The following is a 22,753-nucleotide window of genomic DNA, read 5'->3' as shown; positions in this document are numbered from 1 at the left end:
GCAGGAGACCCGAACCTGCGCGCCTTTTGGCAGGCGCGAGACCCCAAGTCAATCAGGCATCGGCCTGCGCCGCCTCGTAGGCCAGCATGGCGCGTTTGACGGGCAACCCCCAGTGATAGCCGCCCAGGCCCCCCGATTTGCGCAGCGCGCGGTGGCAGGGGATCAGCCAACTGACCGGGTTGCGGCCCACCGCCGTGCCCACTGCCCGCACCGCCTGCGGCGTGCCCACGGCCTGCGCGATCTGGGAATAGGTCGTCACCTGGCCCGAGGGGATCTGCATCAGCGCCTCCCACACCTTGATCTGCAAGGGTGAGCCGATCAGGTACAACGGCGTAGGCTCCAGCCGGTCGCTGGCCGCGCCAAATGCCGACAGGACCCACGGGCGCAGGCGCATCGGATCCTCGACGTATTCCGCCAGGGGCCAGCGCGACAGCATGTCCTGCATCGCGACCTCTTCGCCGGTCTCGGCGGCAAAGGCCATGCCGCAGATGCCCTTGGCCGTGCCCATCACCAGCGCCGGGCCAAAGGGGCTTTCGAACCAGCCCCAATAGATGGTCAGCCCGGCCCCCTTGCGGGCATATTCGCCGGGGCTCATCGCCTCCCATTTCAGGAACAGGTCGTGCAGGCGACCGCTGCCGGACAGACCGACGCTGTGCGCGGTCTCCAGCGTGGTGAACCGCTCGCGCAGCAGCGCCTTGGCATGGCCGAGCGTCAAATATTGCTGGTAGCGTTTCGGCGACACGCCCGTCCAGCGCGAGAACAGGCGCTGGAAATGGGCGGGGCTCATGTCCATCTGGCGGGCCAGTTCTTCCAGCGACAGCGACTCACCGCCCTGGTCGATCAGATCGATCGCGCGCCGCATCACGTTGTAGTGGTACCCGGATTCGGATGTCTGGACGTTCATGGCATTCACCTTGCTGTGGCTTGTCCCATCCTAGCCGCGCCGGGCCCGACCGTGCGACCCGAAACTTGCGCATTGGCGGTGCAGCGGGCTTTGGGCTTGTCACCCGGCACCGCGGGCGGCATTAAGGCCCGGATGGCAAAGCAGCTTGATTATCACACGATCCGCGAGATCTTTACCCGGTTCCAGCAGGCCGACCCCGAACCCAAGGGCGAGCTTGAGCACGTGAACGTGTACACGCTTGTCGTCGCCGTGGCGCTGTCGGCGCAGGCGACCGATGCGGGCGTCAACAAGGCCACCCGCGCGCTGTTCAAGATCGCGGACACGCCGCAGAAGATGCTCGACCTCGGCGAAGAGGGGCTGATCGAACACATCAAGACCATCGGCCTGTTCCGCCAGAAGGCCAAGAACGTCATCAAGATGTCGCGCATCCTGGTCGAGGAATACGGCGGCGAGGTGCCCAACTCGCGCGCCGCACTGCAGTCGCTGCCGGGCGTCGGGCGCAAGACCGCGAACGTGGTGCTGAACATGTGGTGGCGATACCCGGCGCAGGCGGTGGACACCCATATCTTTCGCGTCGGCAACCGCACTGGCATCTGCCCCGGCAAGGACGTGGACGCCGTGGAACGCGCCATCGAAGACAATATTCCCGTGGACTTTCAGCTTCACGCCCATCACTGGCTGATCCTGCACGGCCGGTACCACTGCAAGGCGCGCAAGCCGCAATGCGGCACCTGCCTGATCCGCGACCTGTGCCAATTCGAGGACAAGACCCTATGAAAACCTATCACCTGACCGGCATCGGCAACGCCGTTGTGGACGTCATCTCTCAGGCCGACGACAGCTTTCTCGAGATGATGGGGATCGAGAAGGGCATCATGCAGCTGATCGAACGGGAACGCGGCGAGGTGCTGTATGCGGCCATGGAAAACCGGGTGCAGACGCCGGGCGGGTCGGTGGCCAACACCATCGCGGGCGCAGGAGCGCTGGGTCTGGACGCGGCCTTCATCGGGCGGGTGCATGATGATGCACTGGGCCGGTTCTATGCCGATGCGATGAACGAGGACGGCGTGGATTTCGTAAACCCGCCCGTGCCGGGGGGCGAACTGCCGACCTCGCGCTCGATGATCTTCGTCTCGCCCGATGGCGAACGGTCGATGAACACCTATCTGGGGATTTCCTCGGAACTGTCCTCGGCCGACGTGCCGGCCGAGGTGGCGGGCAACAGCCAGATCATGTTCCTCGAGGGGTATCTGTTCGACAAGGAGAAGGGCAAGACCGCCTTCCTGGAGGCCGCGCGCGACTGTCGCAACGGCGGCGGCAAGACCGGCATCGCTATCTCCGACCCGTTCTGCGTCGAGCGTCACCGCACCGATTTCCTGCTGCTGATCGAACACGAGCTGGATTTCGTGATCGGCAACGAGGCCGAGATCAAATCGCTGTTCGAGACCGACGACCTGGAAGAGGCGCTGCGGCGCACGGCTGCGATCTGCCCGCTGGTGGTCTGCACCCGCTCGGGCGACGGGGTGACGGTTCTGCATGACGGCATTCGCATCGACGTGCCGGTCGAGAAGGTTGTGCCGGTGGACGCTACCGGCGCGGGCGACCAGTTCGCCGCCGGATTCCTGTTCGGCATGGCGACGTGCCGCGACATGGAGACCTGCGCCCGCATCGGCAACGTCTGCGCCAGAGAAGTAATCAGCCATATCGGCCCGCGCCCCGAGGCGAACATGCTGGAACTGCTGCGGGACGAAGGGTTGGTTTGAGCGGGGGCACCCGCTCAAAGGCTACCGCCTAAAGGGCAGGATCTCGGCAATCAAGCCGTCGGGGTCCCGCCGAATCCAGCGGATGAGCTTGGGCGTAGTTTGGGTGTTCTCCGGCACCACGCACAGGTTCGCTGTGCTTTGCACACCAAAATTCAGCAACCGGCCATATAGCGCCGGTGGACGCCAGCCAGTTCAACCTGTTCAGTTGAGGGCGCGTGAGTTCCTCACCGATCTGGCGGGGTCCAGTCCGTCTGGACCGACTCGCGCCGGCTAAGCCGCAGGGCAAGCCCGATGGCCACGCCGACACCGATGGCCACGGTCAGGTCGATGAAGACGGTCAGCAGCATGGTCAGAACCAGCAGCGCCCGATCGCTGGGGCGCGCGCGGGCATATTCACCCCATTTGTGCGGCTCACTCATGTTCCAGGCGGTGATCATCAGCAGCGCGGCCAATGCCGGCATGGCCAGATAGCCCGCCGCCGGGGCCGCAACCAGCATGATCAGCAGGATCGTCAGCGCGTGGATGATGCCCGCAACCGGCGTCTTGCCGCCCGCCTTGATGTTCGTCGCCGTGCGCGCGATTGCCCCGGTGGCCGGCAGCCCTCCGAACAGGGCCGAGGCGATGTTGGCCGCGCCCTGGGCCGTCAATTCCGCGTTGGGCCTGTGCTGCCCGCCGATCATCCGGTCGGCGACCATGGCCGACAGCAGCGATTCCACTCCGGCCAGAAAGGCGATCACGACCGCCGAAGGGAACAGCTCGACAAAGCGCGACAGCGACAGGTCGGGCAGCTGGGGCGCAGGCAGGGTCGAGGGCAGATCACCGAACCGCGAATGGATCGTGTCGACCCCCAGCCCCATCAGCGCGACCAGCGCCGAGGCAACGCCGACCGCGATGATCAGCCCCGGAAAACGCGGCGCGATCCGGCGCAGGGCAACGATCAGAACGGCCGCCAGCAGGGCGGTTCCCGTGGCCGGCAGGTTCAGCGTATCGCGCGCGTCCCATAGCGCAGGTACTTTCTCAAGAAATTCGGCGGGCAGGTTTTGAATCGACAGGCCGAAGAAATCCTTGATCTGGCTGGTGGCGATGATAACGGCGATGCCGATGGTAAAGCCGTTGACGACGGCCTCGGGCACGAATGAGATCAATCGCCCGGCCCGGAAATGGCCCGCGATCAGCAGGATGAACCCTGCCATGAAGGTGGCCATGACCAACCCGTAATATCCGTGTTCGGCAATCACGCCAAAAACCACCACGATGAAGGCGCCGGTCGGCCCACCGATCTGGACCCGGCTGCCCCCCAGCGCCGAAATGACGAACCCGGCGACGATGGCCGTGACCAACCCTTGCGCCGGGTCCGCGCCCGAGGCGATGGCAATGGCCAGGCTCAGCGGCAGAGCCACCATGGCAACCGAGATCCCGGCGATCAGATCCGCCGTGAACTGAGCCATGTCATAGGTTTTGAGCGTCGTCAGAATCTTTGGCTGGCGCATGAAATCCACCATCCGCAAAAGGCCGCTACTGCTGCGCGGCCCGGGAAACGCGCCAGATTTGCGCCGATTTATGCACCGGGTCAAGTGTGGCAAGTGTGCGCAGTCGATGCGCGCGGTCCACCCGGGAACCACCCGCGAAACAGTGTGTTTGTTGACTGTGGCGTTCAGGCAGGCGGCCCACCGATTTTTCTGGCGGGCTTGGCCCGAACGTCGCTATGCTTTCGGCACCAAAAAATGGGAGGCTGTCATGAGAGCGCTGCTGTTCACGACGGGATCGCCATTTGCACGGGCGGTCAGGATCGTTCTGGACGAACTTTCGCTGGATATCGAAAGGCGAGAGGAGATCACCACGCCCAGCGCCCAGCAACGCGCGCAGGCGACTCCGACATTGCAGGTGCCGACATTCTGGGACGGCGATCTCGTGCTGTGGGAAAGCGGCACCATCGTCGAATACCTGCTGGCGACCTATCCGGACAGGCCGGAGGCTGCGCCCAAGCTGGCGCCCTTTGCCTATCGGCCCGGAGACGCGCAGTGGCAGGACAAGCTGGTGTTCTCGACCATCCAGACCTTCGGCAACGCAGCCACGACCATCTCGCAAATGAAATGGTCCGGGGTGGGCGTGGACCAGAACGCGCATCTGCAGCGGTCGGCCGAGAAGCTGAGCCACATCCTGGGATGGCTGGAGGACCGGCTGACCGGCGAGGACGGATTCGTGCCGGGCTACCTGTCGATGCAGGACATCTTTCTCGCCGCCCATGTGCGTTTCGTGCAGGCCCGGCCGCTTGGGGTGGATCTGGAACTGGACCGTTACGGCAAGGTTTCGGCGCTGCTCGACCGGCTGGATGCGCGCGACAGTTTCAAGGCGAACCCGATCTGGTGGTGGGAGCCGGGGGTCATCGGTTATGAGCCAGACGGTACGCCTGTCTATGCAAAACAGAATGCCTGAGCCGGGACGCCGGAACGGAGTTGCGGCGGCCCGATTTAGCGCAGATACCCACGAAAAGCCTCCATGACGCGCTCGTAGACCTCGCGCTTGAAGGGCACGATCTCGGCGATCAGGCGCTCGGGGTCCTGCCATTTCCAGCGGGTGAACTCGGGGTGGTCGGTCTCGATGTCGATCTGGTCGTCGGTCCCCAGAAAGCGCATCAGGAACCATTTCTGCTGCTGCCCGCGAAAGCGGCCCTTCCAGATCTTGGGCACGATGTCATGCGGCAGGTCGTAGGGCAGCCAGCCGTCGGTCTCGGCCACGATTTCCACGAGGTCGGGGGTGACGCCGATTTCCTCCTGCAATTCGCGCAGGGCCGCCGCGCGCGGAGATTCACCCTCGTCCACGCCGCCCTGGGGCATCTGCCAGGCGTCCTCGAAGCGGTCGTTGCGCTGGCCGACGAAGATCTGGCCCTGATCGTTCATCAGCATCAGGCCCACGCAGGGGCGGTAGGGCAGTTTGGCGATCAGTTCTGGGGTCATGGGCGGGCCTCGTGATGTGGTTGGCCAAGCTGTAGCAACTGGCAAAGCGGCGGCAAAGGGGGTGACGTCAGGTTTCGCGTGACACCGGCGCGGTGCGGCGCGATTGTCGGCCCCGAATTGAGGGAGAGTTTCACGATGACTGCGTACCCGAACCTGCTGGCCCCGCTGGATCTGGGCTTTACCACGTTGAAGAACCGGGTCCTGATGGGCTCGATGCATACCGGGCTGGAGGAAACCGGCGACTGGAACCGGGTGGCCGAATTCTATGCCTCGCGCGCACGTGGTGGCGTGGCGCTGATGGTGACGGGTGGCATCGGGCCGAACCTAGAAGGCTCGGTCCTGCCGGGGGCTGCGATGATGGTCAGCGACAAGGATGTGGCCAATCATTCCGTCGTCACCGACCGGGTGCATCAGGCGGGCGGCAAGATCGCCATGCAGATCCTGCATGCGGGCCGCTATGCCTATGGGCCGAAATGCGTGGCGCCCAGCCCGGTGAAATCGCCGATCTCGCCCTTCCCCCCCAACGAGTTGGACGAAGAGGGCATCGAGAAGCAGATCAGCGACATTGTGAACGCCGCCGTGCTGGCCCAGAAGGCGGGCTATGACGGGGTCGAGATCATGGGGTCCGAGGGATATTTCATCAACCAGTTCCTGGTGACCCATACCAACAAGCGCACCGACCGCTGGGGCGGGTCGTATGAGAACCGGATGCGCCTGCCGCTGGAAATCGTGCGCCGCACCCGCGAGGCGGTGGGCACCGATTTCATCATCATCTACCGCCTGTCGATGATCGACCTTGTGCCCAACGGCTCGACCCATGAAGAGGTGGTGCAGCTGGCGCAAGCGGTCGAGAAGGCCGGGGCGACGATCATCAACACTGGCATCGGCTGGCACGAGGCTCGGATTCCCACAATCGCCACCAGCGTCCCGCGCGCGGCCTTTGCCTGGGTGACGAAGAAACTGATGGGCAAGGTGGGGATTCCGGTCATCACCTCGAACCGGATCAACACGCCCGAAGTGGCCGAAGAAGTGCTGTCGACCGGCTGCGCCGACATGGTCTCGCTGGCGCGGCCGATGCTGGCGGATGCGGATTTCGTGGCCAAGGCGATGGCTGGCGAGTCAGCCAAGATCGCGCCCTGCATCGCCTGCAACCAAGCCTGTCTGGATCACACCTTCAGCGGCAAGTTGACCTCCTGCCTGGTAAACCCGCGCGCCTGCCACGAGACCGAGCTGGTGATCGAAAAGGCCGCCGCGCCCAAGCGCGTGGCCATCGTGGGCGCGGGTCCGGCGGGTCTATCCACGGCGATGACGGCGGCCCAGCGCGGCCATGACGTGACCGTGTTCGACAAGGCCGACGAGATCGGCGGCCAGCTGAACATGGCCAAGCAGGTGCCGGGCAAGGAAGAGTTCTGGGGGCTGGTAGACTGGTATCGCACCATGCTGGACGATCTGGGCGTAAAACTCGAACTGGGCCGCGAGGTCGGCGCCGACGATCTAGCCGGGTTCGACGAGGTGGTGATCGCCACCGGCGTCAACCCGCGCGACCCGCAGATCCCCGGCGAGGACCGCGACAATGTCGTGAACTATGTCGATGTGCTGCGCGACAAGGCCCCGGTGGGCAAATCGGTGGCGGTGATCGGCGCGGGCGGCATCGGCTTCGACGTGTCGGAATACCTGCTGGAGGAGGGCCATTCGCCCACCACAGACCTGCCCTTGTGGATGAAGGAATGGGGCGTCGCCGACCCCGAACAGCACCGCTCAGGCCTCGCGCCCGAAGGCCCGCAGCCCGAGGTGCCCAAGCGGCAGGTCACGCTGCTGCAGCGCAAGAAGCAGGCGCATGGCAAGGGGCTGGGCAAGACCACCGGCTGGATCCACCGCGCGACGCTGAAGATGAAGGACGTGAACTTCGTGGGCGGCGTGAACTATGAGCGCATCGACGACGAGGGGCTGCATGTCTCGTTCGGAGAAGAGCGCGCCGACCCGACCGTCATCAAGGCGGACACGATCGTTCTGTGCGCCGGACAGGTGCCCGAGCGGTCGCTGGCCGATGCGCTGATCGAACGCGGGATCACCCCGCATGTGATCGGCGGCGCGGATGTGGCCGCGGAACTGGATGCCAAGCGGGCGATCAACCAGGGCACGCGGCTGGCCGCTGCACTTTAGGGAAGACCCGTTCCGTCCACTTCCCCAAGGCGAGAACACACATACAAAAGAAAGCCACCCGAGCGATGCCCGGGTGGCTTCTTAGAGCGTTGAGACAGTTCCGTGCCCTATACGGAAAAAGTCAGACCTGTCTCGCCTTCGAACCGTGCCAGGTATTCCTGGTAATCCCGAAAGGCGCGGCGCAGCAGGATCTGTGACGCCGGCTTCGCGCGCCAGGGCTTCTTGCCTCCGATATAGTGCCACATCTTCGGGTTCTGGCTTGCCTGTTTCAGTTGGTTTCGAAATTCGGCAGAGGTATGCCGGAATTTCGGACTGTGCGCGTCGTACCAAATCTGCGGCCGCGTGTTCCATTGCTGAGGGAGTCTGAGCCACTGGCCCGCGAAAATCTGGTTCATCCGATCCTGCTCGGGCAGGTCGTGGATATGCGGGATCAGCTTGTCGAAATCGCCCAGCTCCTTGCCTGCGGGTGAATTCCGGATCGCTTCACAATCCATCAGAAGGATGCCCGCGTTGAAGTAGTTCTCGCCGGGCAGAAAGCCCAACCGGATGCTGCGCAATACACGCGTCACCGACTTTTGGTGTTCGTGGCCCGGCCTCAGAACACTCTGCAGGGATGGGCGCAGAAAGCGGCCTTCGCCCAACGTGACCAATCCCATGTCGACACAGGCCCCGATCCCGTGGCCATTCATGTCGAGCTCCTGCAACTCGCAGACATCGCCCAGCACAAGAGTGTCGGCGTCGATGAACAGACACCGGCCCGAAAAGAATTCGGGCAGAAACAACGGCAGCAGCGTGATTTTCGGGTATTTCGTCTTGAACTCTGAAAATCGGCCGAGCGTCTCGGACTGGAACTCCCGGTAGCGGACCGTGCCGTTGTCGACCGCACGGTTCAACTGGTCGACGGCTGCGATGTCCTGCGCGGTGAAATCCTGACCGAAAATGGTAACGTCAACAGGCCGGCTGGCGTTCTTGACCACGGAATAGGCCGACAACAATGCGGGATACAGAAAGTTCCGGTCGACCCCAAAAACAACGTTCATTCAAATACCATGGCTCCGCCCCTGATCGGGATCGTGTATAGGCGAGGCAAGCACATGCAATCAAACCGAAACCGTCCCGCCGCTGTCGGCGGGTTGGTCCCGGCGCTGCGGTTGGTCGGTACGGGTTACTCCACGGTGATCGTTATCACCTCGGAAACGATCGGCGTCGCGTGAGGCACATGACCCGCATCGCCCAGGACCAGTTGCAACGTGTGCGTCCCGGGTGCAAGCTCCAACGTGACTTCGGTCTGACCACCACCGAAATGCATGTGGTTGTCATCAGCCGGCAGTCCATAGGCCAGTTCGTCGGCCCCGTCCTCACCCTGACCCAATGGGGGACGGTCGATCAGCAAATGGTGATGGCCGGTGTTTTCCTTTTCGGTTCCGGCTGGCGCAACGCCCATACCGCGGAGGCCAAAAACCACTGTCACCGGCGAAGTTACCGTGTCGCCGTCCGACAGGTTGACGAAATAGACCTCGGCTTCGGGGTTCGAAGGCGTCTCCCCTCCGGCCCAGGCCAAGGGGGCAAACAGGCAAAAAATAGTTGCTAGAATGGCTTTCATGATCTCCTCCCTGGTCACAAAAATGCCATTCTGACTTTAGCACGTTGCGAGAAATTACCAGAAAAGAACACGCAAACAGGGGGCGGATGCAGGCGGGAAACCACTGTTTCCGCGTTTCCGAAGCGCAAACGATCCGATTCAAAACCCTGATATTATCCCATGTCTGCCCAGTTTCCGCCCAGATTGGAGGCGATGGTCGGTCAACGAACAGACGACCTGGGGAACGAGAATGGACCGACTGACAGAAATGGAGGCCTTCGCCAACGTGGTGGACCAAGGTGGTTTCACCGACGCGGCCAAAAAGATGGGCATTTCCAAATCAGCCGTGTCAAAGCACGTGTCGAGCTTGGAGGCCCGCTTGGGCGCGCGTTTGCTGAACCGCACGACGCGCCGCGTGTCGCCGACCGAGATCGGGCTGGCCTATTACGACCGCGCACGCCGCGTGCTGAATGATGCAGGCGAAGCCGACGCGCTGGTGACGTCGATGCAATCGGCGCCTTCGGGTCTGCTGCGCATCAGTGTGGCCACTGATTTCGGGGTGAACCACCTGTCACCCGTTCTTTCGGGTTTCCTGGCGGCCTATCCCGACATCACCGTGAACATGGTCTTGAACAATCGCTATGTCGAACTGATTTCCGAAGGGTTCGACGTGGCCGTGCGTATCGGCGAACTGGAAGACAGCACCCTGCGCGCGCGCAAGCTGACCGAAACGGTCAAACGCATGGTTGCGGCCCCCAGCTATATCGAGAAGTTCGGGCGCCCGGCAAAGATCGATGACCTCAACGAACACAAGCTGCTGCATTACTCCAGCCAGTCCTCGGGCAACGTCTGGAAGTTGACTGCGCCCTCGGGCGAAAAGAGGCAGGTGCGCACGGCCGGTTGGCTGAGCGTGAACGACGGACAATCCCTGTTGAATGCGGCGATCTCGGGCCTCGGAATCGCTTATCTGCCCAGCTATCTTTACGCGGACGCGCTGAAATCCGGCCAGGTGGTCGACGCGATGCCATCGTTGCCGGACGAGGTTCAGGGCGTCTATGCGGTGTACCCGCCGGGCCGGTTCACCCAGCCCAAGGTGCGGGCGTTCATTGATTTCCTTGTCGAGTCCTTTGCCGAAAAAGGTCCGATGGATTGGTAAGACCTCCCAGTGAAGACTGACCGGCCCGCGCAAGTTGCGCGGGCTTTTTTTCTTGGTCAGTTCAACAGCAGAACAGCCTCGACCCGGCGGTTCTGTTCGCGCCCTTCCGGGGTGGCGTTGGAAACGATCGGGGCGAGGTAGCCGACGCCCTGCGCCTGCACGCGGTCTTCGGCCACTCCATGTGCCTCGATCAATCGCGCACGGACAGCCTGAGCGCGGCGCGTGCTGACCTCGATATTGGCCCGCAGGTCGCCGGTGTCGTCGGTGTGCCCAACCAGCGCCAGCCGCGCGCCGGGGGTCTCGGCCAGGTAGCCAGCCAGCAGGCCCAGCGACTCGAATGGCCCGGCCCCCAAGGCGACCTCGCCCGTCTCAAAGCTGAGATCGCCGAGTATCACGTGTCCATCCCGTACAAGGCTGGCAACCAGCCCGTCGCCGCCAATCACCGTTTCCTCGACCACCAGCGGCGGTGGGGTCTTACCCTTCGGAGTGACGCGGATCATCTGCACATACCCGTCGGGCTGGTTTCGGCTGATCAGCAAGGTCAGGGCTTCGGCTCCACGAGTGGCTGACAGAAATCGATAGTCATTGATTGCCACATACATGTCGGGCGTCGGCACCACCTCGGTTCCAAAGCGGAAGTCGAACCCACCGCAAGTGCGGGCCTCACATTCAAAAGTGATCTCGAAACCCTGCGCCTTGAGCTGATCCCGCAGCGGGTCGAGGATCTGCAGCGTCGTGCTGGAACCGGCCTGCAACCGCCATGTGGTGCGCTCGATCCGGCCTTCGACCGTGCGCGCGGGAACGGCGTTGTCTGCAAACGGGCCGGTCGGCAATTGGTAGCTGTCCAAGGGGCTGACGCGCTGGCTGATTTGTCGCGCACTCGCCGGCAGCGACAGGTCCTGCGCCGCCACAGGACCCGCGATCAGACAGAAAAGAAGGACAGCAAATCGGGTCATCGAAACTGCGCGTGATACTCGTCATTGGGCACCATCGCCGTGGCACTGGCGACCCGGTTGGACATGTTGAAGAAGCCCGCAACGTTTGCGATGTCCCAGATATCGCGGTCAGTGAACCCCGCATCGCGCAGGCGCTGGCGGTCCGGTTCCTCGATCTCGGCGCTGGCGGTGGTCATCTTTGCGGCGAAGTCCAACATCGCGCGCTGGCGGGCATCCAGCGGCGCCACACGGTAGTTCATCACCAGCATTTCACCCAGCTTGGGATCACCTGACAGCTGACGCACGGCGGCACCATGGGCCACCAGGCAATAGAAGCACCGATTGATCGACGAGACCACGACCGCGATCATCTCACGTTCCAACTTGCTGAGCCCGCTGTCCGCCAGCATCAGGTCATTGTACATGCCGGTGAACGCGTTCAGCTTGTCGATGTCAAAGGCGTTTGCCTTCAGTACGTTCGGGACCATGCCCAGCTTCTCGACGCAGATATCGAAGTATTTCTGAGTCTCGGGCGGCAGCGGATCCACCATTGGCAGGTCAAGCGCGGTGGGCATGTCTCGATCGGTCACGTCTGTCTCCTCTCAGACCAGCTGGCGATAGTGATACTCTCCGACGTGTTCCATCCCGAGAGAGTGGTAGAGCGCGTTGGCGCCGGTATTGGCCTTGGTGCAGATCACGCTAAGGGTATGCGCGCCATTGTCCAGCGCCCAAAAGGCCGCGGCGCGCATTGCCCATTGGCCCAGCCTCTGCCGTCGGTGGGCGGGTACGATCTCAAGCGCGTGCAGCATGGCGATACCATCATGTATGGCGACATAAGCGGTGCCGGCCGGTTGATCGCGGTGACGCAGCAACAGTCCGGTTTTCGGACCTGTTGCCCGTTCCATCACGGCCAGCCGGGCAGGCCCGATGCCACCTTGGGCCCAGATTTCGCGCATGATTGCCAACGGCTCCCACAGGCAGAACACCGTGACCGGCGGGACCGGCTGGTCCGTCAGCTGTGAGACCGGGCAGGCATAGATGTTGACCGGATCCAGGACCTCGTATCCGCGTTGCGCCAGTATTTCGTCCAGGTCCGCGTCGTGGGGGCGCAGGCAGAAGATGCGCTTTTGGCCCATCGCAAGCATGACCGCCTCGGCCGCCTCGATGTCGGTCGCTGTGACCGGGCCGGTACGGCTGGCCGCCGATACGCGTGATCCACCGCCCTGCCCTTCGCGCAGCAGAAACGGACCCAATTGCTCATACCGTGCGGCGGGCCAGGTGCCATCGACCACTGCCGCCCAGTCTACCGTCACAGGCCAAGCTCCTTGGCCAGTCGCGTCGTGACCGCATCGATACGCGACCCGTCAGTGCCCCGAACAACCACGTTGGCCCCGAAGACGCCGTTGATCTGGAACGGGTAACACCCGATCGACACGTCGCTGAATTCCTCGGCCACGGCGGCCAGGGTCGCCGCGATGTCGCCTTCTCCCCGGTTGACCCGCAAGGTCTGCGACAACAGCGGTTTTCCTCCGGTCAGGGTGGGCAGCACACTGGCCACCATCGCCTGGAACACCAATGGGACGCCGGCCATCACATGGACATTACCCAGTGTGAACCCTGGCGCGGTGGAAACCGGGTTGTCGATCAGCGTTGCCCCGTCAGGGATGCGCGCCATGCGCAGGCGCGCTTCGTTCAGCTCCAGCCCCGATTGGTCGTAGTGCGCCTGCAGCAGGGCGCGGGCATCGTCTCGCACATCGATTTGCGCCCCGAACGCGCGGGCGATGCAATCGGCGGTGATGTCGTCATGGGTGGGGCCGATGCCCCCGCTGGTGAACACATGGTCATAGCCCTGCGACAGCGCCGTGACGGCGGCCTCGATCGCCGGTGCCTCGTCGCTGACGATGCGGACCTCTTTCAGATCGATGCCGTGTTTGGTCAGCTCCTGCGCCAGATAATGCATGTTGGCGTCGCGGGTTCGGCCGGACAGGATTTCATCCCCGATCACCAGCATTGCAGCGGTTGGGTTGGGCATGGCACGCTCTCCTCTTGATCGACCTTTGCGGCAGGTATAGGCCCGGAACCATGCGCTTTCAAACCCCTCTTGTGCCCGCCCGCCTGATCCGCCGCTATAAACGCTTTCTGGCCGACTGCAGGCTTGAGGACGGGCGCGAGGTGACGGCCCATTGCGCCAATCCGGGTTCGATGATGGGTCTGGCCGAACCGGGCGAAAAGATCTGGCTTGAGCCTAATGAAGACCCGAAGAAAAAGCTCAAATTCGGCTGGCGGCTGGTCGATCATGAAAACGGCCATTTTACCGGCGTTGATACTTCGGTCCCCAACCGGGCCTTGCGCGCTGCGCTCCAAGCCCGGGAGATCCCCGCATTGGCCGCCTATGAAACCGTGCGGCCCGAGGTCAGATACGGCCAGAACAGCCGCATCGACTTTTTGCTGACGCAACCCGGGCTGCCTGACGCCTATGTCGAGGTCAAAAGCGTGACCCTGTCGCGCGAACCGGGGCTGGCCGAATTCCCCGACAGCGTCACCGCTCGGGGCACCAAACATCTGGGGGAGCTGGCCGAAATGGCCGCGCAAGGGCACCGGGCCATCCTGCTCTACCTGGTTCAGCGCACAGATTGCCGCAATTTCGCATTGGCCGCCGATATCGACCCGGCCTATGCGGCAGCGTTTTCGACTGCCCGGGCCAATGGGGTTGAACACTTGGTCTGTGGTACGCGCATTTCACCGGATGGCGTCTGGGTTCAGCCGCAGGCGACGATTTCCAGCGACTGAAGGCCGGTCGATTTCCGCCGCGTGGCGATTCAATCGGGGACGACGGCGTCGACCTCGATTTCAACCAACCATTCGGGATTTACGAACCGGTTGATCGCCATGATCGTGTCCACGGGTCGCGCGTCCAGACAGTACAGCTTGCGGGCCTCGATCGCCTGCTTCCAATTGTCGATATCGGTCAGGATCACGCGGGTTCGGACGATGTCCTGCAAACCCGATCCGGCACGCTCCAGCGCATCCTTGATGATCTCAAAGCATTGTTTGGTCTGCAAATAGACGTCCCCGACCCCGACTGTCTTGCCTTGCGCATCGACCGGGGCAGTCCCCCCGACCGCGATGAAATTCCCCACCCGAACGGCGCGGCTGAAGCCGACGACCGCCTCCATGGGGTTTCCATTCGATATCAGTTCCCGTTTCTGCGACATTCATCCGGCTCCTCTCTTCCCGACCAAATGAGTCTCTGTAGATTCATTTGGCCCCAAATCCGGGCATCGGTCGAGGCCTTTTGACGCCGGGCCGGACCACCCGCGCAAAACGCGGCAGCGTCCCTTGACGTTTCGCCCCCCGCATCCAAATTCAGATCAGGGCGGGCACCCGCGACCCTGCGCCCTCTGGTACTTTCTGCACAAGCAGCGTAGAAAGGATGCTGCGCAGAATTTTTTGGAGCCCCGCACGAATGAAAGAGCATCGTGGCCGTCTGACGAAGGACGGTATCCGCATCTACGAACAGGCTGACTTTGCCGGCATGCACGCGGCAGGGGCTCTGGCGGCGCGCATCCTGGATGATATTGCCGAGCATGTCTTTCCCGGCCAGACCACTGGCGAGATCGACCGGATCATCACCCAGATGGTCGAGGACGCCGGCGCGAAATCGGCCACCATCGGTTACAAAGGCTATCAGCACGCCAGCTGCATCAGCGTGAACCACGTGGTCTGCCACGGGATTCCCGGGGACAAGAAGCTCAAGGATGGCGACATCCTGAATATCGACGTGACCGTGATCGTCGGCGGTTGGTTCGGCGACACGTCGCGCATGTATGTGGCCGGAAAGCTGCCGCGCAAGGCCGAGCGGCTGATCCAGGTGACCCACGACGCCCTGTTCAAAGGCATTGAGATGGTCAAGCCGGGCAACACCTTCGGTGACATTGGCCACGCGATCCAGTCTTATGTCGAAGCCCACCGCATGAGCGTGGTGCGCGATTTCTGCGGGCACGGGCTTGGCCGCGTGTTCCACGCGCCGCCCAACGTGCTGCACTATGGCCGCCCGGGCACCGGCGCGGTTCTGGAAGAAGGCATGTTCTTCACCATCGAGCCGATGGTGAATTTGGGCCGCCCCGAGACCAAGACGCTGGCCGATGACTGGACCGCCGTGACCCGCGACAAGTCGCTGTCGGCGCAGTTCGAGCATTCGGTGGGCGTCACCGCAGACGGGGTCGAGATCTTTACCCTGTCACCGGGCGGCAAGTTCCACCCGACCTACTCCTCCTGATCGGCGGCCTGATCGCGCAGAAGCTTCAGCAGCAGGGTGTCCGGGCCCCATGACGTCACCGCGTCCTGAATGAAGACGGGTGCGGGCCGAGGCCGTGGCTCGGGTCCTGAGGTGGCCTGCGCCTCGAACCGGGCGGGCCAGAGTGGGCGTGAAAGTGCGCGGTCCATAACCGCAGTCTAGCACAGGCCGGTCAATGACCCAAAAGCCGCGGCGCGTCCTTCATGTCACGGATGACTTCAGCCCCGAGCCCGGCCAGGCGCGCGCCGTCATCGTGCGGCGCATAGGCAAGGCACCTCATCCGGGCCCGGATCGCGGCGGTCACACCGTTCGCACTGTCCTCGATGACGACGGGCGACTTCGCACCGAAATGTCGGGCCGCGGTCTGGAACAACCCCGGCTCGGGCTTGGCGCTGCCGACCTCATGGGCCGAGAAGATCGCGCCCTGGAACCTGTCCCACAGCCCGTTCTGGCCCAAGGTGATCTGCATCTTCTCGCGCCGCCCGTTCGAGGCCACACAGAATGGAATGCGCTGTTCGTCCAGATGGCGCAGCAACTCGGGGATTCCCGGAATCACGGGAACACCCGCGCGCAGCACATCATAGATCTGCGCATAGATCTGCTCGGTCCAGTCATCGGGCAGGTCAGCACCCATCTTGCGAGCCGAGTCCCGGACGCCCGACATGGTGCCGCCCACGAACATCGACATGCAGTCCTGCAGCGACAGGTTCAGCCCATACCCGGCCAGGTTGTCGACTATCACTTGGTTGGAGATCGTTTCACTGTCGACCAAGACACCGTCGCAATCAAAAATTACCAGATCATGCATGCGTTCCGTCCCGCCACATCAGAGAGATATGGGTGTCGCCGTATTTGCGCGCATCGTGCAGCGTAAAGCCTTCGGGCGGGGCCATCGGGGCGTTCTCTTCCCAGACCACCAGCGCGTCATCGGCCAGCCAGCCGCCCTTCAGTGCCGCCACCAGCGCCTTTTGCCCCATTCCCATGCCATAGGGCGGGTCGAGAAAGATCAGGTCGAACGGCGCTTCGGGATTGTCGCCCAGCCGCGTCGCATCGCGGCGGATCAGGGCGGTGCGGTCGGCACTGCGGGTCAGCTCGATATTCTTGCGGATCAGCCCCTGCGCCACCCGCCCGTCATCGACGAAGGTGACATGCGCCGCGCCGCGCGAAAGCGCCTCGAGCCCCAGCGCGCCGGTGCCGGCAAATAGGTCCAGCACCCGCAGCCCGTCGAAATCGATCAGGTGGTTCAGCACGTTGAACAGGCTTTCGCGCACCCGGTCGGTGGTCGGGCGCAGATGCGCGCCCGCGTCCCCCTTGCCGACCGAGGCCAATGCCCGGCCCCGGAAATCTCCGGCAATAATCCTCACGCCTTGAGCAGCGGCTTCAGATCCGCTGCGGGGTTGGCCACCACCGCCGGATCGGCGGTCTTGCCCGCGTCGATCAGGCGCTTGCCGACCATGTAGGCGCGCGGGTCGTTCATCGCGTCCACCGCCAGCAACTGATCGCCCTGGTAATACCAGAACGAGGTGGTCGCCCCCTCGCCCGGTCGGGTTACGACCCGGTCATAACGCGTGTTCAGCCCGGCGATTTGCAGCTTCACGTCATACTGGTCCGACCAGAACCAGGGCGTGGCCACGTAATCCTTGCCCGCGCCCAGCATGTTCTGCGCCACTACCTCGGCCTGGTCGATGGCGTTGGGCACGCTTTCCAGACGGATGCGCCGGCCCTTGTAGGGGAACGAGGCGCAATCGCCCGCCGCCCAGATATGGGCGGCAGAGGTGCGGCCCTGCGCGTCGGTTTTGATTCCGTTTTCGATGGCAAGCCCGGCCGCCTCGGCCAGTTCGGTGGCCGGAGCGATGCCCACGCCCACGACCACGAAATGGACCGCCAGTTCCGTCCCGTCGCCCAGCACTGCGCCGGTGACCTTGCCATTCTCGCCGGAGATCCGCTCCAACCCGACGCCCTCGCGGATGTCCACGCCATGCGCGTTGTGTAGTGCTCGGAAATAGTCGCTGGTCTCGCGGGCCGCGACCCGCTGAAGGATACGGTCGGCCATTTCCACCAGCTTCACCTGCACCCCGCGCTTGGCACAGACGGCCGCGGCCTCGAGCCCGATGTAACCGCCGCCCACGATCAGCGCCCGCGCGCCTTGGGTGACGGCGGGGGCCATCGCGTCAACATCGGCCAGCGTGCGCACCACATGCACGCCCGCCAGGTCTCCACCGATGGCGGCAGGCAGGCGGCGCGGATGCGAACCGGTGGTCAGGGCAAGCTGGTCGTAGGAGATCACCTCACCGCTGATGGTCACGGTCTTGGCCGCCGGGTCGATCGCGTCCACCTGCTGACCCAGCCGAAGGGTGATGTCATTCTCGGCATAGAAACTTTCGGGGCGCAGGAACAGACGTTCAAGCTCCATCTCGCCCAGCAGATAGGCCTTGGACAGCGGCGGACGCTGATAGGGCAGCACGGGTTCCGCTCCGATCAGAGTGATCGCCCCTTCAAACCCGCCCTTGCGCAGCCCGGCCACCAGGGATGACCCCGCCTGCCCGGCTCCGATCACGACGATATGGCTCATCTGGTCCGCCCCCTGTCGATTTCCCGTGGCTTGTGCCACCCGCCCACCTATATTGCGGCAAGGAGCGAGTTTGCAATTTCAATCGACAGGAGCATGAAGATGATTTCAACCGGCGACACCCTGCCCGAAGCAACCCTGATCCAGATGGGCGCTGACGGACCGGAAGAGGTGCGGGTCTCCAGCAAGGTCAAGGGCCGCAAGGTGGTGATCTTTGCCGTGCCCGGCGCGTTCACCCCCACCTGCCACTCGGCCCATGTGCCCAGCTTCATGCGCACCAAGGACCAGTTTGCGGCCAAGGGCGTGGACGAGATCATCTGCGTGTCGGTCAACGACCCCTTCGTAATGAAGGCCTGGGGCGAGGCCACGGGAGCAACTGCGGCCGGGCTGACCATGCTGGCCGATCCGGCCTCGGAATTCACCAAGGCGATCGGCATGGATTTCGACGCCCCGCCCGCTGGCCTGATCGCGCGTTCCAAGCGCTATGCGATGCTGGTCGAAGACGGCAAGGTCGTGGCGCTGAACCTCGAGGAAAGCCCCGGCGCCTGCGAGATTTCGGCTGGCGAAGGCCTGCTCGAAGTGATCTGACCCGAACGGCCCCGGTGCGTACCGGAGCCATGCCACAGGTCACGTTGTATGAAGGCCAATTAACTTGGCCCGCACCCTCGGAATGTGCCAGTGTTCCTGCATGGGAACCGGGAGCTCATTCATGAAAAGATTTCTGGCAGTCATTACTTTGGGCGGCGCGGGGCTGTTGACCGCGTGCGGGCCTGCGCCAACGCCGCAGCAACAGGCTGCGCGCCAGCACGAAATCGCCTGTCTTGGCGGCACCCTGGGCGGCGCGTTGATCGGCGGCGCCATCGGCAACCAGTTCGGCGGTGGGTCGGGCAAGGATATTCTGACCGCAGCCGGCGCCGTGGCCGGCGGGGTCGAAGGCCAGAGATTCGCATGCTGAGGAGCGCCAGGATGAAACACTCGGTTCTATTGATGACGGCCCTGATGATGGCAGCACCTGCCGCCGCAGACAGCGTGGCCGAACTGAATGAGCGCGAATTGAACGCGATCGACGCCAACAACGACGGTTTCCTGTCGCGCGACGAATTCGATGCCTTTTCGGATTACGCCTATCAGGAAATGGACGATGACAAGAATGGCACGCTCGGTCTGGACGAGGCCAAGCCGTTCATGGATATCAAGATGTTCCAGAAGATTGACCGCAATCGCGACAACTCTATCTCTCGGTCAGAGTATGACTCGCAGATGAATGACGATTTCCTGTCTGCGGACAAAGACCGGAACGGTCAGTTGGATTGAGGCCCGGCGCCCCGGCACGGCTGACCCTGTGACCAATAGGAGCGCAGGCATGAGAGTATTTTATTGGCTTGGCGCGGTCGTTCTGCTGGCAGCGTGCGACGTCCCGCAGGCGCCGGTCGTGACCGGGCCGGACGGGCAAGCGCACATTCAGATCAATACGGCAGGTCTGACCTGCTATCAGACGCGCTGTCTGGACATCAATCCGGCGGCGCGTAGCGTACGGATGATGGGCAATCGCACCGCCGGAATCCCGCGCGACATCGACGTGAGCGACGGTACCGTGACCCCGGCCGAGTTCCGTCGTCTGGGCGAGGTAGCGATGTTGGCTGGGGGCATGGGGTCGCGGGGCGACCGCGGCTAAAGCAGGCTGTCCATCTTGCGCGCAAGCTTGGCGTCCTGAGACGACAGGCCGCCCACGTCATGAGTGGTCAGCACCACCTCGACCGTGCGGTAGACGTTGGACCATTCGGGATGATGGTTCCATTTTTCCGCAAAGATCGACACTTTGGTCATCCAGCCGAAGGCATCGACAAAATCGTCGAAGATAAAGGTCTTGGTGATCGCGTCACGATCCTTGACCATGGTCCAGCCGTTCTTGAACAGCGGATCCAGCAGCGGGCCACGGGTCTCGGTCGACAGAAGTTCGCTCATTGCTGTTCCTCCGGGTTGGCTTTTCTGAACGGGCCGTAATCCGTCAGAATTTCGATCTCTTCCCCTACCGCGCGGGCCTCGGCCTCGAGATACCGCGCGACGGCGTCCGCAAAGCCGGGATCGGCGATCCAGTGCAGGCTGTGCGTGCGCGTGGGCAGATAACCCCGCGCCAGCTTGTGTTCTCCCTGCGCGCCGGCTTCGACGCGGTCAAGACCATGCGCGATGGCAAAGTCGATCGCCCTATAGTAGCACAGTTCGAAATGCAGGCAGGGGTGATGTTCGTTGCAGCCCCAATAGCGCCCGAACAAGGTCTTGCGCCCGATGAAGTTCAGCGCCCCCGCGATCGGGTATCCGCCCCGCTCGGCCAGCACCAGCGCCACGTCATCGGCCATGGTTTCGTGAACGATGTCAAAGAATTGCCGCGTCAGATAGGGCGAGCCCCACTTGCGTGCGCCGGTGTCCTGATAGAACTCCCAGAACGCGTCCCAGTATTCGGGCCGCAGATCGGCGCCGGTCAGGGTGCGGATTCCGCCGTCAAAGGCATTGGCCTGCGCCCGTTCCTTGCGGATGTTCTTGCGCTTGCGCGAAGACAGGGCGGCGAGGAAATCGTCGAAATCGGCATAGCCGTCGTTCAGCCAGTGAAACTGCTGCGAGTCGCGCGCCAGCAGGCCCATCCGCTGCCCGGCCAGCGCCTCGTCCTGGGTGCAGAAGGTAACGTGAAGCGACGACAGGCGGTTGTCGGCGGCCAGTTGCACCGCCCCCTGCACCAGCGCCGACATGGCGATCCCGTCATAGCCGGGCCGTGTCAGGAACCGCCGCCCGGTCGCCGGGGTGAAGGGCACAGCGATCTGCAATTTGGGGTAATACCGCCCGCCCGCGTTTTCATAGGCATGGGCCCAGCTGTGATCGAAGATGTATTCGCCCTGGCTGTGCGACTTGGCAAACATCGGCGCGGCCCCGATCAGCAGGCCGTCCAGATAGGCGGTCAGGTATTGCGGCTGCCAGCCGGTGCCCCGCCCGACCGAGCCGCTGTCTTCCAGCGCGCGCAGGAACCGATGCGTGGTGAACGGGTCCAGCGGGCGGGTGCCGTCGGCGGCCTCGGGGCAGGCGCAACTGTCCCATTCGGCCGCCGGGATCTGATCCAGCGCCGACAGAACCCGTATCTCGATCTGTGACTGGTCCATGTGCCCTCCTGCGTCCCCTGAACTATCTGTGACGCCAGCAGCCGGGTTCAACCCGGAATGGCGGCCAGATAGTTCTCGAAGGTCACGTTGTCGGCCACCTTTCGCGCCTCGGCCTCCTGTTCGGCCGAGCGCACCGTCCAGCACAGGATCGGCACGCCTTGCGCCTTCAACTCGGCCACGCGGGGGCGGGCCAGGTCCTGCACCTCGTGGCTGATGAAGCTGGCGCCAACCCGGTTGAAATCGGGGATGTCGCGCAGGTGGTCGCAGACCTCGGCCGGCAGATGCTCGACTTCGGGCTTGTAGGAACAGGTCGTCAGCCCACGCGGAATCTCCGGCGCCAGCCGGGCCAGCTCGGCCACGGAGTTGGGGTTGAACGACATCAGCGCGACCGGACCGTCATAGGACTTCAGCAGCGCGACCGCATCCCGTTCCAGCCGCCCGTCCACAGGCCCCATCGCACCGTGCTGATCCTTGAACTCGATCAGCAACGGCACGCGGCCCGCCACCAGTTGCAGAACTTCCTCAAGCGAGGGGATACCCTCGTCCCCGTGCAGCAGCGGAAGGTCCGCGGCCTCGGCCCGGGTGATCTGCTGAATGGCGCCCGGCCGCCCGGTCAGGCGCGTCAGATCATAGTCGTGGAACACCATGGCATGGCCGTCCGACGTCAACTGCAGGTCAATCTCGATCCCGTAGCCCGCAGCAATGGCGGCCCGGATGGCCGCCCGGCTGTTTTCCGGGCGGTTCTGGCGAATGTCATGCAGCGCCCGATGCGCGATCGGCGCGCCCATGAACACACGAGGCAGAGACGGTGTCATTGGATCTCGAAAATCCCTTCGATCTCGACGGCCACGCCCAACGGCAGCGACGCGGCGCTGACGGCCGAGCGCGAATGGCGGCCCGCATCGCCCAGCGCCTCGACCAGGAAGTCCGATGCGCCGTTGATCACCTGCGGCTGGTCGGTGAAATCGGCGGTCGAGTTCACGAATCCGGTCAGCTTGATCACCCGCACCAGCTTGTCGATGTCACCACCACAGGCCGCCTTGACCTGGGCCAGCAGGTTGATGGCACAGACCCGCGCCGCCGCCGCACCGGCAGCGACATCCATATCGGCGCCCAGCTTGCCGGTGATCAACGCATCGTCCTTCGAGATCTGACCCGACACATAGACGATGTTGCCCACCCGCACGAACGGGACGTAGTTGGCTGCCGGTGCGGGGGCGTCCGGCAAGGTCACGCCCAGGGATTCCAGTTTGGCTGCGATGCTCATGTGATTGTCCT

29 protein-coding genes are annotated in these 22,753 nt (G+C 63.6%); 11 read left to right on the top strand and 18 right to left on the bottom strand.

Going from position 1 to position 22,753, the window contains the following annotated elements; genetic code table 11:
- Positions 1–52: 52 nt before the first annotated feature.
- Positions 53–904 carry a bifunctional helix-turn-helix domain-containing protein/methylated-DNA--[protein]-cysteine S-methyltransferase gene (locus tag ACR0DA_RS12065; RefSeq protein ID WP_170459761.1) on the bottom strand — a complete coding sequence of 284 codons (852 nt, stop codon included), beginning with the start codon at positions 902–904 and terminating at the stop codon, positions 53–55.
- A 132-nt stretch (positions 905–1,036) separates the two neighbouring features.
- Between ACR0DA_RS12065 and nth the strand changes: the two genes are divergently transcribed.
- Together nth and ACR0DA_RS12055 are read left to right on the top strand one after the other, a co-directional pair.
- Entirely contained in the window at positions 1,037–1,681 is a 645-nt protein-coding gene (gene nth / locus ACR0DA_RS12060; protein WP_040633580.1) for an endonuclease III, read from the top strand.
- Entirely contained in the window at positions 1,678–2,667 is a 990-nt protein-coding gene (locus ACR0DA_RS12055) for an adenosine kinase (protein ID WP_480754181.1), read from the top strand. Before nth ends, ACR0DA_RS12055 begins: the two co-directional genes overlap by 4 nt.
- 224 nt (positions 2,668–2,891) lie before the next feature.
- On the opposite strand, the gene ACR0DA_RS12050 is transcribed toward ACR0DA_RS12055, so the two are convergent.
- Positions 2,892–4,157, bottom strand: coding sequence for a SulP family inorganic anion transporter (locus tag ACR0DA_RS12050; protein ID WP_480754179.1), 1,266 nt, complete (start codon positions 4,155–4,157; stop codon positions 2,892–2,894).
- Between the two features lie 247 nt (positions 4,158–4,404).
- Between ACR0DA_RS12050 and ACR0DA_RS12045 the strand changes: the two genes are divergently transcribed.
- The gene (locus ACR0DA_RS12045; protein ID WP_480754177.1) at positions 4,405–5,103 is read left to right on the top strand and encodes a glutathione S-transferase family protein; all 699 of its coding nucleotides are present in this window, start codon (positions 4,405–4,407) and stop codon (positions 5,101–5,103) included.
- A 35-nt stretch (positions 5,104–5,138) separates the two neighbouring features.
- On the opposite strand, the gene ACR0DA_RS12040 is transcribed toward ACR0DA_RS12045, so the two are convergent.
- Positions 5,139–5,624 carry an RNA pyrophosphohydrolase gene (locus tag ACR0DA_RS12040; RefSeq protein ID WP_480754175.1) on the bottom strand — a complete coding sequence of 162 codons (486 nt, stop codon included), beginning with the start codon at positions 5,622–5,624 and terminating at the stop codon, positions 5,139–5,141.
- A gap of 135 nt (positions 5,625–5,759) precedes the next feature.
- Between ACR0DA_RS12040 and ACR0DA_RS12035 the strand changes: the two genes are divergently transcribed.
- Positions 5,760–7,787 (top strand): FAD-dependent oxidoreductase, encoded by a 2,028-nt coding sequence (locus ACR0DA_RS12035; RefSeq protein ID WP_480754174.1) that lies wholly within the window; start codon positions 5,760–5,762, stop codon positions 7,785–7,787.
- 107 nt (positions 7,788–7,894) lie between these two features.
- Here ACR0DA_RS12035 and ACR0DA_RS12030 read toward each other — a convergent pair whose 3' ends face one another.
- Positions 7,895–8,827 carry a glycosyltransferase family 8 protein gene (locus tag ACR0DA_RS12030; protein WP_170600290.1) on the bottom strand — a complete coding sequence of 311 codons (933 nt, stop codon included), beginning with the start codon at positions 8,825–8,827 and terminating at the stop codon, positions 7,895–7,897.
- 125 nt (positions 8,828–8,952) lie between these two features.
- Positions 8,953–9,390: a DUF4399 domain-containing protein gene (locus ACR0DA_RS12025; protein ID WP_170600291.1), complete on the bottom strand. Its 438-nt coding sequence runs from the start codon at positions 9,388–9,390 to the stop codon at positions 8,953–8,955.
- A gap of 229 nt (positions 9,391–9,619) precedes the next feature.
- Here ACR0DA_RS12025 and ACR0DA_RS12020 point away from each other — a divergent pair, with 229 nt between their 5' ends.
- On the top strand, positions 9,620–10,525 hold the full coding sequence (locus ACR0DA_RS12020) for a LysR family transcriptional regulator (RefSeq protein ID WP_093964122.1): 906 nt from the start codon (positions 9,620–9,622) through the stop codon (positions 10,523–10,525).
- 56 nt (positions 10,526–10,581) lie between these two features.
- Here ACR0DA_RS12020 and ACR0DA_RS12015 read toward each other — a convergent pair whose 3' ends face one another.
- The 4 genes from ACR0DA_RS12015 to ACR0DA_RS12000 are packed head-to-tail and all read right to left on the bottom strand — an operon-like array spanning position 10,582 to position 13,492.
- On the bottom strand, positions 10,582–11,481 hold the full coding sequence (locus ACR0DA_RS12015) for an OmpA family protein (RefSeq protein ID WP_170600293.1): 900 nt from the start codon (positions 11,479–11,481) through the stop codon (positions 10,582–10,584).
- Positions 11,478–12,050, bottom strand: coding sequence for a peroxidase-related enzyme (locus ACR0DA_RS12010; RefSeq protein ID WP_170360556.1), 573 nt, complete (start codon positions 12,048–12,050; stop codon positions 11,478–11,480). The genes ACR0DA_RS12015 and ACR0DA_RS12010 overlap by 4 nt, the downstream gene beginning before the upstream one ends.
- A gap of 12 nt (positions 12,051–12,062) precedes the next feature.
- Entirely contained in the window at positions 12,063–12,773 is a 711-nt protein-coding gene (locus tag ACR0DA_RS12005; protein ID WP_170600295.1) for a GNAT family N-acetyltransferase, read from the bottom strand.
- Positions 12,770–13,492 (bottom strand): competence/damage-inducible protein A, encoded by a 723-nt coding sequence (locus ACR0DA_RS12000; RefSeq protein ID WP_170372881.1) that lies wholly within the window; start codon positions 13,490–13,492, stop codon positions 12,770–12,772. The genes ACR0DA_RS12005 and ACR0DA_RS12000 overlap by 4 nt, the downstream gene beginning before the upstream one ends.
- 50 nt (positions 13,493–13,542) lie before the next feature.
- Between ACR0DA_RS12000 and sfsA the strand changes: the two genes are divergently transcribed.
- Positions 13,543–14,250: a DNA/RNA nuclease SfsA gene (gene sfsA / locus ACR0DA_RS11995; RefSeq protein ID WP_170447477.1), complete on the top strand. Its 708-nt coding sequence runs from the start codon at positions 13,543–13,545 to the stop codon at positions 14,248–14,250.
- 29 nt (positions 14,251–14,279) lie between these two features.
- Here the strand turns inward: sfsA and ACR0DA_RS11990 are convergent, their stop codons facing one another.
- Positions 14,280–14,675 (bottom strand): RidA family protein, encoded by a 396-nt coding sequence (locus tag ACR0DA_RS11990; protein WP_170364684.1) that lies wholly within the window; start codon positions 14,673–14,675, stop codon positions 14,280–14,282.
- 251 nt (positions 14,676–14,926) lie between these two features.
- Between ACR0DA_RS11990 and map the strand changes: the two genes are divergently transcribed.
- A complete protein-coding gene (gene map, locus ACR0DA_RS11985; protein WP_480754170.1) occupies positions 14,927–15,739 on the top strand; it encodes a type I methionyl aminopeptidase in 813 nt (270 codons plus the stop codon).
- On the opposite strand, the gene ACR0DA_RS11980 is transcribed toward map, so the two are convergent.
- From ACR0DA_RS11980 to ACR0DA_RS11965, 4 genes are read right to left on the bottom strand one after another with little or no spacing between them, the layout of a single operon-like run.
- A complete protein-coding gene (locus ACR0DA_RS11980; protein ID WP_170360546.1) occupies positions 15,727–15,906 on the bottom strand; it encodes a hypothetical protein in 180 nt (59 codons plus the stop codon). The genes map and ACR0DA_RS11980 overlap by 13 nt on opposite strands.
- A gap of 23 nt (positions 15,907–15,929) precedes the next feature.
- Entirely contained in the window at positions 15,930–16,565 is a 636-nt protein-coding gene (locus ACR0DA_RS11975; RefSeq protein ID WP_170600296.1) for an HAD family hydrolase, read from the bottom strand.
- Positions 16,558–17,121 (bottom strand): 16S rRNA (guanine(966)-N(2))-methyltransferase RsmD, encoded by a 564-nt coding sequence (rsmD, locus tag ACR0DA_RS11970; RefSeq protein ID WP_480754169.1) that lies wholly within the window; start codon positions 17,119–17,121, stop codon positions 16,558–16,560. Before rsmD ends, ACR0DA_RS11975 begins: the two co-directional genes overlap by 8 nt.
- Positions 17,118–18,329 carry an NAD(P)/FAD-dependent oxidoreductase gene (locus tag ACR0DA_RS11965; RefSeq protein WP_480754167.1) on the bottom strand — a complete coding sequence of 404 codons (1,212 nt, stop codon included), beginning with the start codon at positions 18,327–18,329 and terminating at the stop codon, positions 17,118–17,120. The genes rsmD and ACR0DA_RS11965 overlap by 4 nt, the downstream gene beginning before the upstream one ends.
- 99 nt (positions 18,330–18,428) lie before the next feature.
- Between ACR0DA_RS11965 and ACR0DA_RS11960 the strand changes: the two genes are divergently transcribed.
- From ACR0DA_RS11960 to ACR0DA_RS11945, 4 genes are all read left to right on the top strand, one after another.
- Positions 18,429–18,914: a peroxiredoxin gene (locus ACR0DA_RS11960; protein ID WP_170360950.1), complete on the top strand. Its 486-nt coding sequence runs from the start codon at positions 18,429–18,431 to the stop codon at positions 18,912–18,914.
- Between the two features lie 121 nt (positions 18,915–19,035).
- Complete coding sequence (locus ACR0DA_RS11955) at positions 19,036–19,281, top strand: glycine zipper 2TM domain-containing protein (protein WP_093964393.1); 246 nt, start codon at positions 19,036–19,038, stop codon at positions 19,279–19,281.
- A gap of 11 nt (positions 19,282–19,292) precedes the next feature.
- Positions 19,293–19,640 carry an EF-hand domain-containing protein gene (locus ACR0DA_RS11950; protein ID WP_170360535.1) on the top strand — a complete coding sequence of 116 codons (348 nt, stop codon included), beginning with the start codon at positions 19,293–19,295 and terminating at the stop codon, positions 19,638–19,640.
- A 49-nt stretch (positions 19,641–19,689) separates the two neighbouring features.
- On the top strand, positions 19,690–20,001 hold the full coding sequence (locus ACR0DA_RS11945) for a hypothetical protein (RefSeq protein WP_170360533.1): 312 nt from the start codon (positions 19,690–19,692) through the stop codon (positions 19,999–20,001).
- On the opposite strand, the gene ACR0DA_RS11940 is transcribed toward ACR0DA_RS11945, so the two are convergent.
- The 4 genes from ACR0DA_RS11940 to ACR0DA_RS11925 are packed head-to-tail and all read right to left on the bottom strand — an operon-like array spanning position 19,998 to position 22,742.
- The gene (locus ACR0DA_RS11940) at positions 19,998–20,291 is read right to left on the bottom strand and encodes a 4a-hydroxytetrahydrobiopterin dehydratase (RefSeq protein WP_170341049.1); all 294 of its coding nucleotides are present in this window, start codon (positions 20,289–20,291) and stop codon (positions 19,998–20,000) included. The two genes, ACR0DA_RS11945 and ACR0DA_RS11940, sit on opposite strands and share 4 nt — an antisense overlap.
- Positions 20,288–21,475, bottom strand: coding sequence for a GNAT family N-acetyltransferase (locus tag ACR0DA_RS11935; protein WP_480754165.1), 1,188 nt, complete (start codon positions 21,473–21,475; stop codon positions 20,288–20,290). The genes ACR0DA_RS11940 and ACR0DA_RS11935 overlap by 4 nt, the downstream gene beginning before the upstream one ends.
- 47 nt (positions 21,476–21,522) lie before the next feature.
- Positions 21,523–22,290, bottom strand: coding sequence for a glycerophosphodiester phosphodiesterase family protein (locus tag ACR0DA_RS11930; protein ID WP_170341937.1), 768 nt, complete (start codon positions 22,288–22,290; stop codon positions 21,523–21,525).
- Positions 22,287–22,742: a RidA family protein gene (locus ACR0DA_RS11925; protein ID WP_005980179.1), complete on the bottom strand. Its 456-nt coding sequence runs from the start codon at positions 22,740–22,742 to the stop codon at positions 22,287–22,289. The genes ACR0DA_RS11930 and ACR0DA_RS11925 overlap by 4 nt, the downstream gene beginning before the upstream one ends.
- Positions 22,743–22,753 lie beyond the last annotated feature (11 nt).

The organism is Ruegeria sp. CI8, assembly GCF_056536865.1.
This window is presented reverse-complemented; position numbering and strand designations above follow the sequence as displayed.

Excerpts from the sequence above, each read along its gene's own strand:
- ACR0DA_RS12065 (WP_170459761.1), bottom strand. The coding sequence starts at position 904 with ATGAACGTCCAGACATCCGAATCCGGGTACCACTACAACGTGATGCGG.
- nth (WP_040633580.1), top strand. The coding sequence starts at position 1,037 with ATGGCAAAGCAGCTTGATTATCACACGATCCGCGAGATCTTTACCCGG.
- ACR0DA_RS12055 (WP_480754181.1), top strand. The coding sequence starts at position 1,678 with ATGAAAACCTATCACCTGACCGGCATCGGCAACGCCGTTGTGGACGTC.
- ACR0DA_RS12050 (WP_480754179.1), bottom strand. The coding sequence starts at position 4,157 with ATGCGCCAGCCAAAGATTCTGACGACGCTCAAAACCTATGACATGGCT.
- ACR0DA_RS12045 (WP_480754177.1), top strand. The coding sequence starts at position 4,405 with ATGAGAGCGCTGCTGTTCACGACGGGATCGCCATTTGCACGGGCGGTC.
- ACR0DA_RS12040 (WP_480754175.1), bottom strand. The coding sequence starts at position 5,624 with ATGACCCCAGAACTGATCGCCAAACTGCCCTACCGCCCCTGCGTGGGC.
- ACR0DA_RS12035 (WP_480754174.1), top strand. The coding sequence starts at position 5,760 with ATGACTGCGTACCCGAACCTGCTGGCCCCGCTGGATCTGGGCTTTACC.
- ACR0DA_RS12030 (WP_170600290.1), bottom strand. The coding sequence starts at position 8,827 with ATGAACGTTGTTTTTGGGGTCGACCGGAACTTTCTGTATCCCGCATTG.
- ACR0DA_RS12025 (WP_170600291.1), bottom strand. The coding sequence starts at position 9,390 with ATGAAAGCCATTCTAGCAACTATTTTTTGCCTGTTTGCCCCCTTGGCC.
- ACR0DA_RS12020 (WP_093964122.1), top strand. The coding sequence starts at position 9,620 with ATGGACCGACTGACAGAAATGGAGGCCTTCGCCAACGTGGTGGACCAA.
- ACR0DA_RS12015 (WP_170600293.1), bottom strand. The coding sequence starts at position 11,481 with ATGACCCGATTTGCTGTCCTTCTTTTCTGTCTGATCGCGGGTCCTGTG.
- ACR0DA_RS12000 (WP_170372881.1), bottom strand. The coding sequence starts at position 13,492 with ATGCCCAACCCAACCGCTGCAATGCTGGTGATCGGGGATGAAATCCTG.
- sfsA (WP_170447477.1), top strand. The coding sequence starts at position 13,543 with ATGCGCTTTCAAACCCCTCTTGTGCCCGCCCGCCTGATCCGCCGCTAT.
- ACR0DA_RS11990 (WP_170364684.1), bottom strand. The coding sequence starts at position 14,675 with ATGTCGCAGAAACGGGAACTGATATCGAATGGAAACCCCATGGAGGCG.
- map (WP_480754170.1), top strand. The coding sequence starts at position 14,927 with ATGAAAGAGCATCGTGGCCGTCTGACGAAGGACGGTATCCGCATCTAC.
- ACR0DA_RS11980 (WP_170360546.1), bottom strand. The coding sequence starts at position 15,906 with ATGGACCGCGCACTTTCACGCCCACTCTGGCCCGCCCGGTTCGAGGCG.
- ACR0DA_RS11975 (WP_170600296.1), bottom strand. The coding sequence starts at position 16,565 with ATGCATGATCTGGTAATTTTTGATTGCGACGGTGTCTTGGTCGACAGT.
- ACR0DA_RS11965 (WP_480754167.1), bottom strand. The coding sequence starts at position 18,329 with ATGAGCCATATCGTCGTGATCGGAGCCGGGCAGGCGGGGTCATCCCTG.
- ACR0DA_RS11960 (WP_170360950.1), top strand. The coding sequence starts at position 18,429 with ATGATTTCAACCGGCGACACCCTGCCCGAAGCAACCCTGATCCAGATG.
- ACR0DA_RS11955 (WP_093964393.1), top strand. The coding sequence starts at position 19,036 with ATGAAAAGATTTCTGGCAGTCATTACTTTGGGCGGCGCGGGGCTGTTG.
- ACR0DA_RS11950 (WP_170360535.1), top strand. The coding sequence starts at position 19,293 with ATGAAACACTCGGTTCTATTGATGACGGCCCTGATGATGGCAGCACCT.
- ACR0DA_RS11945 (WP_170360533.1), top strand. The coding sequence starts at position 19,690 with ATGAGAGTATTTTATTGGCTTGGCGCGGTCGTTCTGCTGGCAGCGTGC.
- ACR0DA_RS11940 (WP_170341049.1), bottom strand. The coding sequence starts at position 20,291 with ATGAGCGAACTTCTGTCGACCGAGACCCGTGGCCCGCTGCTGGATCCG.
- ACR0DA_RS11935 (WP_480754165.1), bottom strand. The coding sequence starts at position 21,475 with ATGGACCAGTCACAGATCGAGATACGGGTTCTGTCGGCGCTGGATCAG.
- ACR0DA_RS11930 (WP_170341937.1), bottom strand. The coding sequence starts at position 22,290 with ATGACACCGTCTCTGCCTCGTGTGTTCATGGGCGCGCCGATCGCGCAT.
- ACR0DA_RS11925 (WP_005980179.1), bottom strand. The coding sequence starts at position 22,742 with ATGAGCATCGCAGCCAAACTGGAATCCCTGGGCGTGACCTTGCCGGAC.